The sequence below is a fragment of the Sphingomonas sp. LR59 genome, from assembly GCF_036855945.1.
Taxonomy (GTDB): domain Bacteria; phylum Pseudomonadota; class Alphaproteobacteria; order Sphingomonadales; family Sphingomonadaceae; genus Sphingomonas.
Window position 1 is genome coordinate 2,159,927 of record NZ_JASPFL010000001.1, and the last position, 15,076, is coordinate 2,175,002.

Below are 15,076 nucleotides of genomic sequence, written 5' to 3' on the forward strand. Positions count from 1 at the left end.
TCTAAACTTCAGCCTTAGTGATCAGATACCTGACCGGCTTACTTCGGACGCTTGGCGCCGTACTTGGAACGCGACTGACGCCGGTCCTTCACACCCTGTGTATCGAGCACGCCGCGCAGGACGTGATAGCGAACACCGGGAAGATCGCGGACACGACCGCCACGGATCAGGACAACCGAATGCTCCTGAAGATTGTGGCCCTCGCCCGGGATGTAGCTGATGACTTCGCGCTGGTTGGTCAGGCGAACCTTGGCCACCTTGCGCAGAGCCGAGTTCGGCTTCTTCGGGGTCGTCGTGTAGACGCGCGTGCAAACGCCACGCTTCTGCGGATTTGCTTCCATCGCAGGGACCTTCGACTTGGCCTTCTGCGGATCGCGGCCCTTGCGGACCAGCTGGTTGATCGTCGGCATTGAAGCCTTCACCTTTCAAGTGGTTACTTTGCTGGAGCCATGAGGCGCCTGAGAATACAAAAAGGACCATAGGAACGCGGGAGCGCCCCTCAGGTCCTGGAATGCATCCAGCAATGTTCAAGCATGCCCGGCGGGAAACACTCCCGAAGAACAGGTCGCGCCTATAGGTCAGGAGTCGGTTGCGGTCAACGGGGCGGAATCGGTTTGGGGCGGGTAGGTGATTGGTTTCTTGGGGGTGGATGCCGACCTTGAAGCCACTGATGGCCACGCCGCGTTAGCCACTCTTCCCAATCCTCCCCCGCCAGGGGGAGGTGGCACCGTAGGTGACGGAGGGGGAGGAAAACTCAACATACGTTGTCTCCCCTCCGCCCGGCAAGCGCCAGCCACCTCCCCCTGGCGGGGGAGGATCAAGAGGTTCCGATTATCGCGGCCGCGTCCCGAGCACCGCTAGCAGCGTCTTCTCGAATCGCGCGGAATCCTCGACCTGCGGCGAGTGACCCAGCCCCTCCAGCATAACTAGGTTCGCATTCGGCATCTGCTTCACCGCGCGCGGTGCGACCATTGGCACCGGTTCGAGAAACTTGCGCAAGTTCGCGGGGGCCTGCGCCCGGCCGAACGCGGTCTTGTCCAGCGTCCCGACGATCAAGGTGGTCGACGGCGTGATCCGGTACAGCTCATGCGCGACCGATTGCGTCTTGATCATCTCGCTGGTCTTGGCCTGCGCGAGCGCCACTGTATCACGCCCTGCCCCTGGTACATGCCCGCCTGCATCCAGACCCAGCGATCATAGGACGGCTTCCACACGCCGTGGTAATAGTTCTCGAGCTGATACGCCTTGATCGACGCGTAGCTCGTCTTCTTCTCGTTCGCCCAGAGCGTATCGACGTCGGTATAGGGCACGCCCTCCTCGCCGCGATCCTTCAGGCCGAGCGGATTGACGAGCACCAGCTTCTCGACCGATGCCGGGTAGAGAATGGCGTACCGCATCGCGAGCATGCCGCCCATCGAGTGCCCGACGATCGTCGCCTGCGTGATGCCGCGCGATTCGAGCAACCGCTTGGTGAACGTCGCGAGCATCTCGAAGCTATACTGCGCCGCGCGGGGCTTGGACGATTTGCAGAAGCCGATCTGGTCGGGAACGATCACCCGGTAGCCGACCTCGCTCAGCGCGCGCGCCGTGCTGCCCCAGGTCGCGCCGCAGAAATTCTTGCCGTGGAGCAGCACGACCGTGCGGCCATTGGGACGCTGCGGCGCGATATCCATGAACGCCATCTGTGCGGGCGCACCGACGATATCGACTTCCATCGTCTGGACCGGCCAGGGATAGGTGAAGCGTTCGAGCTGCGGCCCGAGGTCGGGCACCTGCGGCACCGGCACCGGCGCCGGCACTGGCCCCGCCCCCATCAGCAGCGCCGCGACCGGCAGCGCCAGCATCCCCAAACCTACCCGCATAAGATTACGCTTTCCTACATCCCACGATACGGCGTACGGTTAACGGGCAAACACGACCGCGCGCAACGCATCACTCTTAATGGTGACGAATTGCACGCGAGGCGCTTGCCCTGCGCGAAAACGCTGGGTAAGGGGCGCGTCCGTGTAGGAGTGTAGCTCAGTTGGTTAGAGCGTCGGTCTCCAAAACCGAAGGCCCTCGGTTCGAATCCGAGCACTCCTGCCACCCCCTTTAAATTTCGATTTCGAACGGCACCGTTTCCCGCGGTGCCTTCGCGCGCCCATCACGATTGCAGAAAATGCATTTCGTAATGCAATTTTCGCAATTGCTCTATGATGTGCTGCGATGCACAACAATCAGGCCTTTCAGGCATCCTCTCCTAAAAACTTTCATGGCCGGTCTCGTACCGGCCTTTTTTTCGTCCGCGTTGCGCGTACACCGGCCATGCCGTCGTCAAGCCGAACGATAAAAAGAAACCGTGGGAGCGGAGCCGCCGGTGAAACCGGCACCGGCAAGACGATCGTGCGGGGGATCGAGTGACCCAAGCGCTCTCCCCCGCCACTTCTCCGGCCATGCGCCACGTCTTCGCCCACGCGCCACCTCTCCCCCCACGTGCTATGCCTCCGGCCATGCGACCGCTCTCCCAGAACGTCGCCCCGCCCCTCTCCTGCCGCGCACTTGCTTTCACCTTTGACGGCAGCTATCTGCCGCGCTTCCGACAGCGAGGACGGACCTGCCGCCGCGGCCCTTCACAGGGAGCGGCTAGTGGGTCTATGCCTCGCATCTCAGTTTCTCAATCAGCGGGTTCGAAGAACATCGTGGCGAAGACGTCCCCCTCGAATTCATCCAGCAGGTCCGCAACGAGACCGCGAAGGTCACGTGGCCGACGCGTCGCGAGACGGTCATGACCGGCGTGATGGTGGTGATCATGACGACGATCCTCGCGCTGTTCTTCCTGGGCGTCGACTCGATCCTGCAAGCGATCGTCTCCGCCCTTCTCAAACTCGCTCAGTAAGCAAGGTTCCGTCATGGCGCGCTGGTACATCATTCACGCCTATTCGGGCTTCGAGGGCAAGGTCCGCGACTCGATCATGGCCGAGGCGACCCGGATGGGTCTCGAACAGCTCGTCGAGCAGATCGAAGTCCCGACCGAAACCACCACCGAGGCCCGTCGCGGCAAGAAGATCGCGGTCGAGCGCAAGTTCATGCCGGGCTATGTGCTCGCCAAACTGAACATGAACGACGACGTGTATCACCTCGTGAAGAACACGCCGAAGGTCACCGGCTTCCTCGGCAGCATGGGCAAGCCGCAGGCGATCAGCGAGGCGGAAGCCACGCGGATGCTGAACAGCAAGGAAGAAGCCGCCGCTGCGCCCAAGCAGAAGGTCAAGGTCGACTACGAGATCGGCGATCAGGTCAAGGTCCTCGACGGTCCGTTCGCGACCTTCAACGGGCTTGTGGAAGAACTCGACTTCGACCGCAGCCGCGTCAAGGTTTCGGTGTCGATCTTCGGGCGTGCGACCCCGGTGGAATTGGAATTCGAACAGGTCGAGAGAAGCAAGTAAGGCCAAGCCGCACGCGATCAGCCATGGGCTGATCGCGAGACGGCGCCAGCCCGGCCGGCGGGCCCAAGTCCCGGCCGACGACGCGGGATTTACTCCCGCGTCGCGCATTGGGGAATGCTAAACACATTCCCTTCTCGTTCCGTCATCCTGACGAAAGTCAGGATCTAGAGTTACGGAACGCTAATCTGCTTGGCTCTGGGTCCTGACTTTCGTCAGGATGACGGAAAGAGGCAGACGTTGCACTCCAAACTACGCCCCGGTGCATACCAAAGCCCAGCCTGCGCAGCTAAGCGCCTCAAAGCCGCACGCTATCCGCCACAGCCTGAGCAGCCGCCGCGCTACGATCATAATAATATAGGCTCGGCGCCTCGTACGTCACCATATACAGTTTGCCGCCGACCATCGCACCCCGCGCCTCGCCACGCCGTTGCAACGTCTCGTTCTGCTTCGAGAAATGGTAGGTGAAGCGGACACCCTTGGTGCCGGCGAACGCAATAGGCCAGATCCCGTCGATCTTCACTGACGCGGCGCTCAGCGCGATCCGGTAGCTGTTCTCGAGCAGCACCGGAATGTCGGAGATCAGCATCGTCGCCGACACTTTGGGGAGCGGCTGGTTCTTCTTGTCGACCTCGCGGAACAACGGTTTGCCGGACTCGATGCCGCCATAGAAGGTCAGTTCGTTAAGTTCGTCACCGTCCTGCGTCCAGCTTTCCGAATTGCGACCAGGACGCTCAGCGAGCTTGTTCCATTCGACGCCGGGCATGACGGTCATCGCCGACTTGGCGACTGCGATGCGCTGGCCGGCGGGGATCAGCTTGTTGCCCGCCGCGACCGGCGTGGCGACGGCGAGCGATGCGACCGCGGCAAGCACGGCAAAAGTCTTGGACATGGTCATCCCTATTGTGAAACCAGAGTGGCGATGAGCGCGGCGTCGGTGGCGGCAGGCTTGAGGCGGAGATAGGTCGCGAGCGCCGCCTGACCCTCGACGACCTGCTGGCTGCGCAGCAGCGACAGGCCAAGCCCGCGATAGGCCTCAGGTGGTGCGTCGCCCTTCGCGATCGCCTCCTGATAGAATTGCGCTGCACTGACCAGATCGCGCGGGTTGCCTCGCTCGCGGTAAAGATCGCCGCGCGCGATAAGCAATGGCGTGGTCCAGCCGCCGCTTTCAGCGAGATTGGCAAGGACGTATTCGCTCCCGCCGAAATCGTTGAGCTTGATCTGGTCGTTGAGGAAGACCGGTAGCCATGATGTCATCGCGTCATGATGCGCGTCAGCCAATGCCGGCTTTACATCGGCCGCCTCAATCGATGCCGCGCGGAGATAGGTGGCGCGCGCCAGATTGGTTGGATGGGTCGCGAAGAAGCCTGCGACGTATTTGTGCTGCGCCCTACCCTTACGACCGATCGCGGTCGCATCGGCTTCGCTCATTATATGATCCCAGACATCCGCCGACGCCGACGAGGGATAGCGCGACCGCGCGAGATATTGGAAGCCGATCATGTCAGCGTCCTGCTCCTGCTGGCGATCGAACGCGTAGAACTGCCCGACCGTGCTGTAGCGGATGTCACCGCTGTTGCGCAGCAGGACCGAAGCCCATGCCATCAGGTCGGATCCGCGACGACGGTTCTTATAATCCTTCAATGAATGGCGCAGTTCGAAATGGCCGAACTCGTGACCCAGGATCGATCCCAGTTCGGCCTCGTTGCGAACGCGCAGCAACAGCCCTGTCCACACCACCATCGTTCCGTTGGGGCTCATCGACGCGTTGAAGGCCGGCACCTGCTCGATATAGATGCGGACGGACTTGCAGCGATCCTCGCCGACGGTGCGGCATAATACGCCGCGAACATAGGCGTTGAGTGCCGGATCGCGGATCACCGAGGGAGAATCGCGTAGCCTCCGCTCGTCCTCGTCGGCTTCCATCCAGATACCCCGCTCGTCGACCGTCGTCGGCGTATAGGCCTGACCGTAGGTCGGCAGTGGCAGGCGCTTGTCCGCCGCAGCCGCGCCGGTTGCCATCACGCCGGCGAGCAGAAGTCCGATCATCGAACACCGCATCTCAGTGCGTTGGCGTTGCGGCAGGAGCAGTTGCGGTAGCAGAGGCAATTTCAACCGGCTTGCCGGGAAAACCCTGGAGCAACTGCCGAACGCGCTTGTCGGCGCCCGGCGCGTCGCGAACGTCGCCGCCCATCTGCATGTCCGCGTTCAGCCAGACTAGCTCACCGGTGCGCAGGTCGACGAGCCCGGCGAACCCCTTGTGTACGCCCGCGGTGACGCCGACGTTGGCCATCGCTGCAAACAGCTGCAACACCTTTCGTCCGGTCGAACCGAAATGATCCTCCGTGGTGATGAATAGCGCATAGTCCGCCTTGTCGAGGCCGGGCAGCGTACGGACATCGGGGCCGAGACTCCATTCGAACTGGTCCTTGCGCTTCTTGGTCGGCAGGCGATTGCCGCGGAAGAACTGGTACTCGATCACCGACGACGCGACCGCGCCGAACAGCTCCTGATACTCCGCCACCTTGGCAGGATTGCCGCCGATCGGCTCGGCATAGGCGACGACGCTGTTGCCGAGCCCGGTGTGCGCCTTCGAAAGCGCCGCGGCGAGGTTTTCCTTCGCCTGATCGGTCCAGTCCGCATTGGGCTCGAACATCCCCCCGGTCGACTGCGCGCCGACCTTGATCGACGGTCGCATCAGGACGATCCGGGCCGTGCCGGGTTTGAGAACGAAGCCGGGCTTGAGCCCCGTCTTCTCCTGAGCGTGAACTGGCGACGCCGCGGCCAGTAGCAAGGTGAGCGCCGCAAGCGACGCACGGCATGATTTGAGCATGATCCCCCCGATATCGTCGGATGCCCCCATCCGATTGGGCGGATGCTAGACCGAAATCCGCCAAGCTTTGAAGAAATTATTGGAACGGATTTCGATGTTTTTACGAGGTCCGGTCTTTCAATCGCCAGCCGCCGAACAGCGCAACATCCGGATCATGCGCTACCTTCGTCGGGTCGGCCTTGCTCCAGCCGGTGACCTGATCGAGCGCCGGCAGGCGTACCGGGTTGGGCGTCGGATACGGGTTGGTCAGCGTCGGTTCGCCGCGTTCGTTGCGGGCGGCTTCGGCGAGGTCGAAGGCTTCGCGATCCAAGGCTTGGCGGGCTTCGTACATTGCCGTCAGGCGGTAGCTGTGGGCTTCGCTCGATTCTCCGCGGCGGCGCTTGATGTGGGGCGGTTCCTCCTGGAGGTGGACCGTCTTGGCGTGGAGGTGGAGGAGTTGCAGCGCCTGGTTCGCGGTCATCGGCGGGATCGGTGGGGGATCGTTGTGGCGCCATTCGTCGTGGTCGTGCGCGCCGGGTAGCGAGCCGGCGAGCAGCGCTGACTCGACCTGTTCGTAGCCGGCCTCCAGCGCGAGGCGCATCTCGCGGGCGAAGGCGGGACTGGCTTTTCGGCGGGCGTAGAAGGCGGAGTGGCTGAAGCCGGCGGCGGCGGCCGAGAGGCGGATGTTGGCGGTGGCGGAGAGCGCTGTGAGGAAGGCTTGCTCGGCGGCGTGGTCGAGGCGGTTGGCGGGCGGGCGGCGGAGCTGGAGGCGGCCGTTGGCGGTTCTTGTCGTGGTGGGGGATGCGGTTGGGAGGGCGGCGTTTTTGGCACTCCCTCCCCGACCCCTCCCGCAGGCGGGAGGGGAGATTCAGGGCGGCATTGGCTAGGGCTAGGGCGGCGTCCCATTTTGCGGCGAAGGCGGGGTGGATGGCGCGGCGCTTGGTGAAGGTGGAGCGGTTATAGCCGAGCGCGCGGGCGGCTTCGCGAGCGTTGCCGGTGCGGCGGAGCGCGGCGAGGAACGCGGCGTTCTGCGCGGCCTGGCGGCGGGTGAACTGGTCGGGGGTGGACGGGCGTGGCATCCCACGGGGGTCTGCCTCGAAATCCTACATTGCAAGCGCGTCGGAGCGTCGGGCGCCGAGTGGCTCGAGAGCGGTTGGAGAATGGCGCGGGCGATGTAGGCCATCGTTCGCAGGATTAGGCGAGGTGGCCATGGTTCGGGGCGAAGCCGGTGGTCGTGGGGTGTGGTGGTGCACTGTGCTGATGCTGGAGAGCGGGCTTATGCCAGACGGTTGTGCGTAGCAGGCGGTGATCCAGACGCGCGACTGGCCGGTGCATGTCACGTACCGCATGCCGGGTGCGCATCCGGCATGGGGTGATCGATCCGGTGCGGCTGCGGCGACGCTTTCGAATCCTCCCCGCTTGGGAGAGGTGGCTGGCGCTTGCCGGACGGCGGGGGCGGCGAAACCTTTGTTCCGTGCCCTCCCCTTCGTCACCTTCGGTGCCACCTCCCCCTGGCGGGGGAGGATTGAGGCCTGCGCTTAGAAGCCGACGCTGATCGTGCCGAACACCTGGCGGGGGGCGACCGGGAACTGGTTGAAGGTCCCGCTCGCCGCGCCGATGCTGACCGTCGAGGCGGCGCGCTTGTTGGTGATGTTCGTCACGTTGAGGCTGACCGTCGCGGTCTTGACGATCTGCCCCTCCGACAGTGGCACGCGCGCGGCGATGCGGCCGGACAGCGTGAAGTAGGACGCGACCGACAGGTCGTTGGTGTAGGTCGCGAACCGCTTGCCGATGTAGTCGCCGACCAGTTGCGCGTCGAAGATGCCGTAATTGGCCGAGGCGACGAACTTGTTGAGCCAGTCGGGGCTGCCCGGCACCTTCTTGCCCGCAGTGGCGACGGTGGTCGTGCCGCTGACGTAATTCTCTTCGTAGCGCGAGTTGTTGTACGACAGCGCGTCGTAGAACGAGAAATGCGGGCCGAAGCGAAGCGTGCCGGCGATGTCGATGCCGTCGGTCTTCACCGCGCCGACGTTTTGGAGGATCGCCGCGCCGCTGACCACCGCGGTGACCACGGGTGTCGGGCTGATGCCGAGCAGGCGGTTGCTGAAGTCGACGTGATAGACGCTGACCTGGCCCTCGAACGCGGTGATCGGGCCGAGGTTCAGCGCGTGATGCGAGCGGATGCCGCCCTCGTAGGTCCAGCTGGTCTCGGGCTCGACGTCCTGCTTGAACAGGTCGAACGCGGCCTGGCTACCGAGTGCGAACGGCGAAAGCCCGGCGGCGGCACTGGTCTGGAACTGGCGGATGTTCTTCTGGACGTTGACGAACACCTGCTCGTTGTCGGTCGCGTCCCACAGCGCGCCGAGCTGCGGCAGGAAGTATTTGTGCGTGTCGATCTTGCCGACCGGCAGCGCGACCGAGCCGGTGAACGAGCCCGGGATCGGCTGAACGGGCACGCGCTGCGACGCGTTCTGGAACGTGCTCTTGACGCCGCCCTGGATGGTCAGGCTCGGCAAGACCTTCCAGCTGTCCCGGATGTGCGCCTGATATTCGTCGACGCGGACTTCGCTGTGATATTGCGTGATCAGCGGGGTCAAATTGTCGCGCGGGCGCTGGTAGGGCGTGGTCGGATCGTTGACCGGGAACGGATACCAGCGGCGATAGGCGGACGAGCTCTGATGCTCGTACCAGGCGCCGAACTCGATGTGATGCGCGCCGAGATCGATGCCGACGGTGGAGACGAGGCCCCCGCGGGCGATGCGGTATTCGGTGGTGCGCGTCGCGAGACCCGAGCCACCGAAGACGGTCGTGAGGTTCTGGCCGGGGTAATAGAACGAGAACAGCTTGGGCAGGCCGGCGACATCGATCGGGCCGCCGATGATGCCGACGCCGTCATTGTGATGATAATAGGCCTGGTTCGAGAAGGTGACGCGGTCGCTGACGTTCCAGTCGTATTTGATATAGCCGAGATAATCGGTGCGCGCGGCGACGCCGTAATAGTTGCGGTAGTTCGACCCATCGGCCTTGTACGCGCCCGAGTTCAGATAGTTGAGCATGCCCTGGAAATTGGGGAACATGAACGGGCGGACATAGGGCGCGGTCCCTTGCGTCGCGGTGGTGATGACGGTCGAGTCCTCGTTCGGCTCGGTCTTGTCCGAATAGGCCGCGTAGACCGTCAGCTTGCCGTTCGAATCGTCGTGGACGAACTTCGCATTGGCCTGATAGCCGCCCTGGATGCCATCGAAGTCCCACGCCTTCGCCTTCTGGCGCGAGCCCGAGATGTAGAAGCTGTTGCCGTTCCCGAAATTGCCGCTGTCGACGCGCGCGAACAGCCGCGAGGTCGAATGGCTGCCGAGCGTCTGGTCGACCTGGACGCCCATCTCCTTGCGCGGGTCGCTCGAGAAGGTGTCGATCGTGCCGCCGAGGTTGCTGGTCGACGCGGTGCCGAGATCGCCCGCGCCGCTGGCCAGCGTGACGCGCGAGACATTCTCCGAAATGATCGCACGCTGCGGCGACAGGCCGTTGTAATTGCCGTAATTCTGGTCGCCGAGCGGCAGGCCGTCGAGCGTGTAGCCGAGCTGCTGCGCGTTGAAGCCGTGGACGAACAGCGAGATGTTCTGCTCGTTGTTGCCCCACGGATCGGCGGTCAGGAAGGTGACGCCGGGCAATGTCTGGAGCGCCTTTAGCGGGCTGACGCCGGGGAGGATCTTCTGCATGTCGACGCCGCTGATCTGCGCGACCGAGCGCGTGGCGGTGCCGGTGACGACGATCGTATCGTCCTGGCCGGCGGAGGTGGTCGCCTGATCGGGTTCCGGCGCCGGTGCGGGAACGGTTGAACCCGGCTCGGCGTCCTTGGCGACCAGCGACTGCGCATAGGCGGGCGATACACCGAGTACGGCAACGCCGACAGCGCCGCATAACAGCCGTGCGGCGGTACGAGAAAACATCGTCATTCTTGAAAACCCCTAGCGAGATCGATCGATCGTCACTCCCGAGGCGGCACCTATGGGCGCGTCGCGACAGTCGGGTGACGGTTTCGCTACAGATTTAATTTGGGAGACGGGTGTGGGGATCGGGTGTCACTCTGCCGGATCTGTTTACGCAAAGGCGCGAAGAGCAGAAGATTCGGGGTTCGCGCGGAGGCGCGGAGACGCGGAGGAGAAGTAAGGTAGGGCAGGTGTTGCCGCTTTGCGGGTTTTCGGCTATGCGCGCCGGCTTCCACCTTCACTGTTGGAATTGCGGGAGGCTGTCGCGAGACGGCCGCCATCACCGCTAGGCTCACATAAAGAGAGTGACATGGCTAAAAAGATTACCGGATACATCAAGCTGCAGGTGCCTGCAGGCGAGGCAAAGCCCGCGCCGCCGATCGGGCCTGCGCTGGGTCAGCGCGGCGTGAACATCATGGAGTTCTGCAAGGCGTTCAACGCCGGCACGAGCGAACTGAAGAAGGGCATGCCGATCCCGACCGTCATCACGGTCTATGCGGATCGCTCGTTCTCGTTCGAGACCAAGACCCCGCCGGCATCGTACCTGATCAAAGAGGCCGCTGGTCTCAAGTCGGGTTCGAAGGAGCCGGGCAAGGTCGTCGCTGGCACGATCAAGCGCAGCCAGCTGAGCGAGATCGCCACGACGAAGATGAAGGACCTCAACGCCAACGATATCGACGCTGCGACGAAGATCATCGAAGGCAGCGCCCGCGCAATGGGCCTCGAAGTGGTGGAGGGCTGATATCATGGCTAAGCTGAGCAAGAAGCAGAAGGCCGTCACGGTCGACCTCGTCAAGCTGCACGGCATCGACGAGGCCATCGGTCTCGCGCGGTCGGGCGCCACGTCGAAGTTCGACGAGACGATCGAAGTCGCGCTGAACCTGGGCGTCGATCCGCGTCACGCAGACCAGATGGTCCGCGGCGTCGTCACGCTGCCCAAGGGCACCGGCAAGACCGTCCGCGTCGGCGTGTTCGCCCGCGGCGCGAAGGCTGAAGAGGCCCTCGCAGCAGGCGCAGACGTCGTTGGCGCAGAAGATCTGATGGAAATCATCCAGGGTGGCACGATCGATTTCGATCGCTGCATCGCGACCCCGGACATGATGGGCATCGTCGGTCGCCTCGGTAAGGTGCTGGGTCCCAAGGGCCTGATGCCGAACCCGAAGCTCGGCACGGTGACGATGAACGTTGCGGCAGCCGTTCAGGCAGCCAAGGGCGGCCAGATCGAATACCGCGTCGAGAAGGCCGGCATCATCCATTCGGGCATCGGCAAGGCGTCGTTCCCGGCGGAAGACCTGCGCGCGAACTTCGACGCACTGGTCGACGCGGTGGTCAAGGCCAAGCCGACCGGCGCCAAGGGCAAGTACGTCCAGAAGGTCGCGATCTCGTCGACCATGGGTGCGGGCATCAAGGTCGACACGACCGAGGTTGCTGGCGCCTGAGCCGCACGTGGCTAGCGCAAGCTAGCCACGAGACGGCGAAAGCGCGGCCGGCGCGGGTAACCGCGACCGACGGGGACGGGATTTACTCCCGTCCTGCCGCTTAGAGACAGAAAAGGGCCGGGAGCAATCCCGGCCCTTTTGCGTGTCCGGGCGAGCGGAATTCAATCCTCCCCCGCCAGGGGGAGGTGGCACCGAAGGTGACGGAGGGGGAGGACACGCAACAGCGGATGTCGCCTTCCGCCCCCTCCGTCTGGCAGGCGCCAGCCACCTCCCCCTGGCGGGGGAGGATCGTGAGGTGGCGCGACACTCAGGTCTGGAGCGATCCCGCCCCTGCCCTTACTCCGCCAGCGCGCGCCTGGGATCGAGCGTGGTCGCGAACACCGAAACATACTGCGTCACCCGCGCCTCTTCCGCTTCGACCGCATATGCCGCCGCCATGTCGGGCGCGACGATCCGGCCTTCGACGATATCGACGAGCGTGCGCGCGAGATCGAACGCGTTGCCGGGCTGGAAGGTGATGCCGGCCTCGTCGCCCGCGACCTTTTCCGCCATGCCGCCGATCGCGCTGCACAGGATCGGCCGGCCCGCGATCAGCGCCTCCTGGATGACGACGGGGAGTTCTCCCACCAGATCGAGGGCACGACAATCCAGTCATACTGGCGCATGAACGCGGCGACGTCGGTGTTGGCGTAGCGCCCCTTGTTGGTCACGACATCGGCGTTGGCATCGAGCAACGCTGCAACGCTCGTCCGGAAATCATCGCCCTGAATATCGAGGTTGGCGCCGTGGATGCCGACCGCGAGCGATCCGCGCAACGCCGGCGGGATCTGCGACACCGCCTCGAGCAGCACGTCCAATCCCTTGTAGGGATTGATCTGCCCGAAGAAGCCGATCCGCGTCACACCATCGTTCGATCGTCCAGGATCGGCCGCTGCCCCTTGCGCGATCAGATCGGGTGACAGCGGGTTGTCGATCACCGTGATGCGCGCGCGATCGAGGCCCCAGTCGACGAAGCGGTCGGCGAGAAACGCACTCGGCGAGACGAACCGCGCGACGGGCGCCAGCCGCTGGAGGATCATCGCCTTGCGGAGATAGAATTCGCCGGCGCTGTGATGCGGAAAGCAGGCCGAGCACGCGACGGGGGATTCGTCGCGACAGAGCCGGCCGTCGGTCTTGATCATCTGGCCGTCATTGTGACAGATCAGCAGGAACTCGTGCAGCGTCAGCACGACCGGGACGCGCGCGCGGGCGAGCAGTTCGACGACGTCGAGGCTCCAATACGCCAGGTGCTCGATATGGACGATGTCGGGTTGGAACCGCTCGAGCAGTTGTCCGACCATCGCCTCCAGCACGGTGAAATGCGTGCTCTCGAGCGAGAAATGCTCCTGGCCAGGCGGATCGGCGAGGATTTCGGTCGGGCTCGCGCCGAATGCGCCGAACGACGCATCGTGGCCGATCGCGCTTCGCGGCGCGCGTGCGACCAGCACCGGCGCGATGTCGTCGCGACCGAGCAACCGCGCATAGAGGGCATGCGCTGCCTGCTCGCCGCCGCCGGTCGAGAAGGCCGGATGGCCATGCGCTAGGATCAGGACCCGCATAGTCACGCCGCCAGTTCCTGCTGCCAGCGCGTGTTGAAGCGGATGCAGTTGAGATAGGTGATCGCGCTGCGCAATGCCTCGCCGCCGCTGAGGACGAGCGATTGACGTTCGAGATGCCGCATCCCGCCGCTCCGGACCAGACCGATCGGGCGACCGCCTGCGACCGAGCGCATGCACAGATCGGCATCCTCGAAATCGCCGCGGACATAGCCCGGATCGAACCCGCCCAGCGTCTCGTACCAGTCGCGTGCGATCATCATCATCGCCCCGGTGACCGCTGGCACCGCGATCGTCACGGGCTTACCCGGATCGACGGGCACGGGAGGCAGTCCCTTGCCCGGATGCTCAGCGGCGAACAGGTCGTGGACATGGCGGCCCCTGCGCAGGACCATACCGTCATGTTGCAGCGTATCGTCCTCGTACAACAGCCGAAACCCGACGATCCCGAACCGACCCTGATCCAGATCGGCGGCCGCCACCGTCAGCGCTTGCCCGTCCTCGATCCACACATCGGAGTTCTGGAACAGCAGTAGCGGCGCGCGTGAAACGCCAACCCCGATCGCGTTCGCGACCGAAAATCCGTAATTGCCGCCGTTGATCACCAGGGTCGTGGGCCGGTCGATCAGGCTGCGTCGATCGTGCAGATAGTTGCGGACGAACAGGTGCTGGCGCGGATCGTCGCTGACGTAGATGAACTCTGTGCCCGCGGGATACGCGGACTGGTTGGCGAGGATCGCGCGCAGCAGGAACGGCCGTGCGTATAGCGGGATGATCACCGACAGCCGAGGCGGCTCCGCCGCTTCGCACAGCCGTATCACCTCGTGCGTGACGGCATGGGCAGATCGCGCGGTCAGTAAGGGTCCGGCATGGCGCAGCATCGTCGCCGGTGCGGGCAGCGCGGTGCCACCGAAATAGGTCGCAAAATTGTTCAGCGCGTTCTCCACGCTGTCCACCCGATCGTCGCGCAGCGCGAGCGCACCGAGCGGCGTTGCCGTGCCGCCGCGATCGGCCAGCACGAACAGCCGCCGCGTCGCACGATCGACCAAGGGCATCGTCGTCAGGAACCCGTGGTGTGTCGTCTCGACCACGCTCCCGCGGCGTTGCATTGCCTCGGCGACATCGGGTCTGTCGAAAATTGCCAGGTCGGCCGAGACCCGCACGGCATCGAGCGTATCGGTCAGGATCACGACCTGTCGGGCTCCCGCATTCTCGATCCAGCCACTGAGGATCAATCCGTTGCCGACCGGTGCCCAGCTATCCAGGAAGACCTGCGCGGTTTCGACCGTGGTACCGCCATTCACCCCCATCGCACCGCGCGCGCGATCTCCGGCGCAAACAGCCCGTGGTCGACGATCAGCTCGATCGGCCAGCGCTGGTCGGCCGCCACACCGTCCGGCCCCACCACCAGCTTCGCCACGGCGAACGGCTGGCTATGGACCGTATTGCCGGCAGCGCCGAGCACCGTCAGCGTGAGGCGCGACTCGAACAGGTCCAGCCCGGCAAACAGCTCGATCGCGACGCCGATCACATAGCCGACGTCGATCGATTGACGGCCATACATCGCGGCGACGTCGGCGCGGTCGAACCTTACGCAGCATTCGACCGCCGCCTCGCCGACGCGACCGTCAGCCGTCTCCAGGCGGATCGCGACCGGATCGCCATCCGCCACCGTCCATCCGGCAAGAACGAGTTTGCCGGCGACCACCACGCCGGAATCGATGAACATACTCTCCACGGTCATAGGACGGATTGCCTCTTCGTGGTGCGGGTGATGAGCGGGTCGGGCTCGCGATCGACGGCTGGTCACCCTGCGGCGCCC

16 protein-coding genes and 1 tRNA gene are annotated in these 15,076 nt (G+C 64.4%); 5 read left to right on the forward strand and 12 right to left on the reverse strand.

Annotation, left to right across the window (positions count from 1 at the left end; genetic code table 11):
- Positions 1–38 precede the first annotated feature (38 nt).
- From rpsL to QP164_RS09960, 3 genes are all read right to left on the reverse strand, one after another.
- Entirely contained in the window at positions 39–410 is a 372-nt protein-coding gene (gene rpsL / locus QP164_RS09950) for a 30S ribosomal protein S12 (protein ID WP_010164594.1), read from the reverse strand.
- A gap of 421 nt (positions 411–831) precedes the next feature.
- Positions 832–1,143: an alpha/beta fold hydrolase gene (locus QP164_RS09955; RefSeq protein WP_333923027.1), complete on the reverse strand. Its 312-nt coding sequence runs from the start codon at positions 1,141–1,143 to the stop codon at positions 832–834.
- Positions 1,110–1,862: an alpha/beta hydrolase gene (locus tag QP164_RS09960; RefSeq protein ID WP_333923028.1), complete on the reverse strand. Its 753-nt coding sequence runs from the start codon at positions 1,860–1,862 to the stop codon at positions 1,110–1,112. Before QP164_RS09960 ends, QP164_RS09955 begins: the two co-directional genes overlap by 34 nt.
- Positions 1,863–2,008: 146 nt before the next feature.
- Between QP164_RS09960 and QP164_RS09965 the strand changes: the two genes are divergently transcribed.
- From QP164_RS09965 to nusG, 3 genes are all read left to right on the forward strand, one after another.
- A tRNA-Trp gene (locus QP164_RS09965) sits at positions 2,009–2,085 on the forward strand.
- A 571-nt stretch (positions 2,086–2,656) separates the two neighbouring features.
- Positions 2,657–2,875 carry a preprotein translocase subunit SecE gene (gene secE, locus QP164_RS09970; RefSeq protein WP_333924229.1) on the forward strand — a complete coding sequence of 73 codons (219 nt, stop codon included), beginning with the start codon at positions 2,657–2,659 and terminating at the stop codon, positions 2,873–2,875.
- A 13-nt stretch (positions 2,876–2,888) separates the two neighbouring features.
- Entirely contained in the window at positions 2,889–3,425 is a 537-nt protein-coding gene (gene nusG, locus QP164_RS09975) for a transcription termination/antitermination protein NusG (RefSeq protein WP_055872668.1), read from the forward strand.
- A gap of 295 nt (positions 3,426–3,720) precedes the next feature.
- Here nusG and QP164_RS09980 read toward each other — a convergent pair whose 3' ends face one another.
- The 5 genes from QP164_RS09980 to QP164_RS10000 form a co-directional block, all read right to left on the reverse strand.
- Positions 3,721–4,314, reverse strand: coding sequence for a hypothetical protein (locus QP164_RS09980; RefSeq protein ID WP_333923029.1), 594 nt, complete (start codon positions 4,312–4,314; stop codon positions 3,721–3,723).
- An 8-nt stretch (positions 4,315–4,322) separates the two neighbouring features.
- Positions 4,323–5,471 carry a M48 family metallopeptidase gene (locus tag QP164_RS09985; RefSeq protein ID WP_333923030.1) on the reverse strand — a complete coding sequence of 383 codons (1,149 nt, stop codon included), beginning with the start codon at positions 5,469–5,471 and terminating at the stop codon, positions 4,323–4,325.
- A gap of 13 nt (positions 5,472–5,484) precedes the next feature.
- A complete protein-coding gene (locus QP164_RS09990) occupies positions 5,485–6,255 on the reverse strand; it encodes a hypothetical protein (RefSeq protein ID WP_333923031.1) in 771 nt (256 codons plus the stop codon).
- Positions 6,256–6,355: 100 nt separating this feature from the next.
- The gene (locus tag QP164_RS09995) at positions 6,356–6,835 is read right to left on the reverse strand and encodes a hypothetical protein (protein WP_333923032.1); all 480 of its coding nucleotides are present in this window, start codon (positions 6,833–6,835) and stop codon (positions 6,356–6,358) included.
- Positions 6,836–7,772: 937 nt separating this feature from the next.
- Positions 7,773–10,187: a TonB-dependent receptor gene (locus QP164_RS10000; protein WP_333923033.1), complete on the reverse strand. Its 2,415-nt coding sequence runs from the start codon at positions 10,185–10,187 to the stop codon at positions 7,773–7,775.
- A 343-nt stretch (positions 10,188–10,530) separates the two neighbouring features.
- On the opposite strand from QP164_RS10000, the gene rplK reads away from it, so the two are divergent.
- Both rplK and rplA read left to right on the forward strand, forming a co-directional pair.
- Positions 10,531–10,962, forward strand: coding sequence for a 50S ribosomal protein L11 (gene rplK, locus QP164_RS10005; protein WP_056047586.1), 432 nt, complete (start codon positions 10,531–10,533; stop codon positions 10,960–10,962).
- Positions 10,963–10,966: 4 nt separating this feature from the next.
- The gene (rplA, locus tag QP164_RS10010; protein ID WP_056047582.1) at positions 10,967–11,659 is read left to right on the forward strand and encodes a 50S ribosomal protein L1; all 693 of its coding nucleotides are present in this window, start codon (positions 10,967–10,969) and stop codon (positions 11,657–11,659) included.
- Between the two features lie 336 nt (positions 11,660–11,995).
- On the opposite strand, the gene QP164_RS10015 is transcribed toward rplA, so the two are convergent.
- From QP164_RS10015 to QP164_RS10030, 4 genes are read right to left on the reverse strand one after another with little or no spacing between them, the layout of a single operon-like run.
- A complete protein-coding gene (locus QP164_RS10015) occupies positions 11,996–12,286 on the reverse strand; it encodes a glycosyltransferase (RefSeq protein WP_333923034.1) in 291 nt (96 codons plus the stop codon).
- The gene (locus QP164_RS10020) at positions 12,250–13,257 is read right to left on the reverse strand and encodes a glycosyltransferase (RefSeq protein WP_333924230.1); all 1,008 of its coding nucleotides are present in this window, start codon (positions 13,255–13,257) and stop codon (positions 12,250–12,252) included. Before QP164_RS10020 ends, QP164_RS10015 begins: the two co-directional genes overlap by 37 nt.
- Before the next feature lie 2 nt (positions 13,258–13,259).
- A complete protein-coding gene (locus QP164_RS10025) occupies positions 13,260–14,558 on the reverse strand; it encodes a glycosyltransferase (RefSeq protein WP_333923035.1) in 1,299 nt (432 codons plus the stop codon).
- Positions 14,555–14,998 (reverse strand): hypothetical protein, encoded by a 444-nt coding sequence (locus QP164_RS10030; protein WP_333923036.1) that lies wholly within the window; start codon positions 14,996–14,998, stop codon positions 14,555–14,557. Before QP164_RS10030 ends, QP164_RS10025 begins: the two co-directional genes overlap by 4 nt.
- Positions 14,999–15,076: the final 78 nt, after the last annotated feature.

Excerpts from the sequence above, each read along its gene's own strand:
- rpsL (WP_010164594.1), bottom strand. The coding sequence starts at position 410 with ATGCCGACGATCAACCAGCTGGTCCGCAAGGGCCGCGATCCGCAGAAG.
- QP164_RS09960 (WP_333923028.1), bottom strand. The coding sequence starts at position 1,862 with ATGCGGGTAGGTTTGGGGATGCTGGCGCTGCCGGTCGCGGCGCTGCTG.
- nusG (WP_055872668.1), top strand. The coding sequence starts at position 2,889 with ATGGCGCGCTGGTACATCATTCACGCCTATTCGGGCTTCGAGGGCAAG.
- QP164_RS09980 (WP_333923029.1), bottom strand. The coding sequence starts at position 4,314 with ATGTCCAAGACTTTTGCCGTGCTTGCCGCGGTCGCATCGCTCGCCGTC.
- QP164_RS09985 (WP_333923030.1), bottom strand. The coding sequence starts at position 5,471 with ATGATCGGACTTCTGCTCGCCGGCGTGATGGCAACCGGCGCGGCTGCG.
- QP164_RS09990 (WP_333923031.1), bottom strand. The coding sequence starts at position 6,255 with ATGCTCAAATCATGCCGTGCGTCGCTTGCGGCGCTCACCTTGCTACTG.
- QP164_RS09995 (WP_333923032.1), bottom strand. The coding sequence starts at position 6,835 with ATGCGCCTCGCGCTGGAGGCCGGCTACGAACAGGTCGAGTCAGCGCTG.
- QP164_RS10000 (WP_333923033.1), bottom strand. The coding sequence starts at position 10,187 with ATGACGATGTTTTCTCGTACCGCCGCACGGCTGTTATGCGGCGCTGTC.
- rplK (WP_056047586.1), top strand. The coding sequence starts at position 10,531 with ATGGCTAAAAAGATTACCGGATACATCAAGCTGCAGGTGCCTGCAGGC.
- rplA (WP_056047582.1), top strand. The coding sequence starts at position 10,967 with ATGGCTAAGCTGAGCAAGAAGCAGAAGGCCGTCACGGTCGACCTCGTC.
- QP164_RS10020 (WP_333924230.1), bottom strand. The coding sequence starts at position 13,257 with ATGCGGGTCCTGATCCTAGCGCATGGCCATCCGGCCTTCTCGACCGGC.
- QP164_RS10030 (WP_333923036.1), bottom strand. The coding sequence starts at position 14,998 with ATGACCGTGGAGAGTATGTTCATCGATTCCGGCGTGGTGGTCGCCGGC.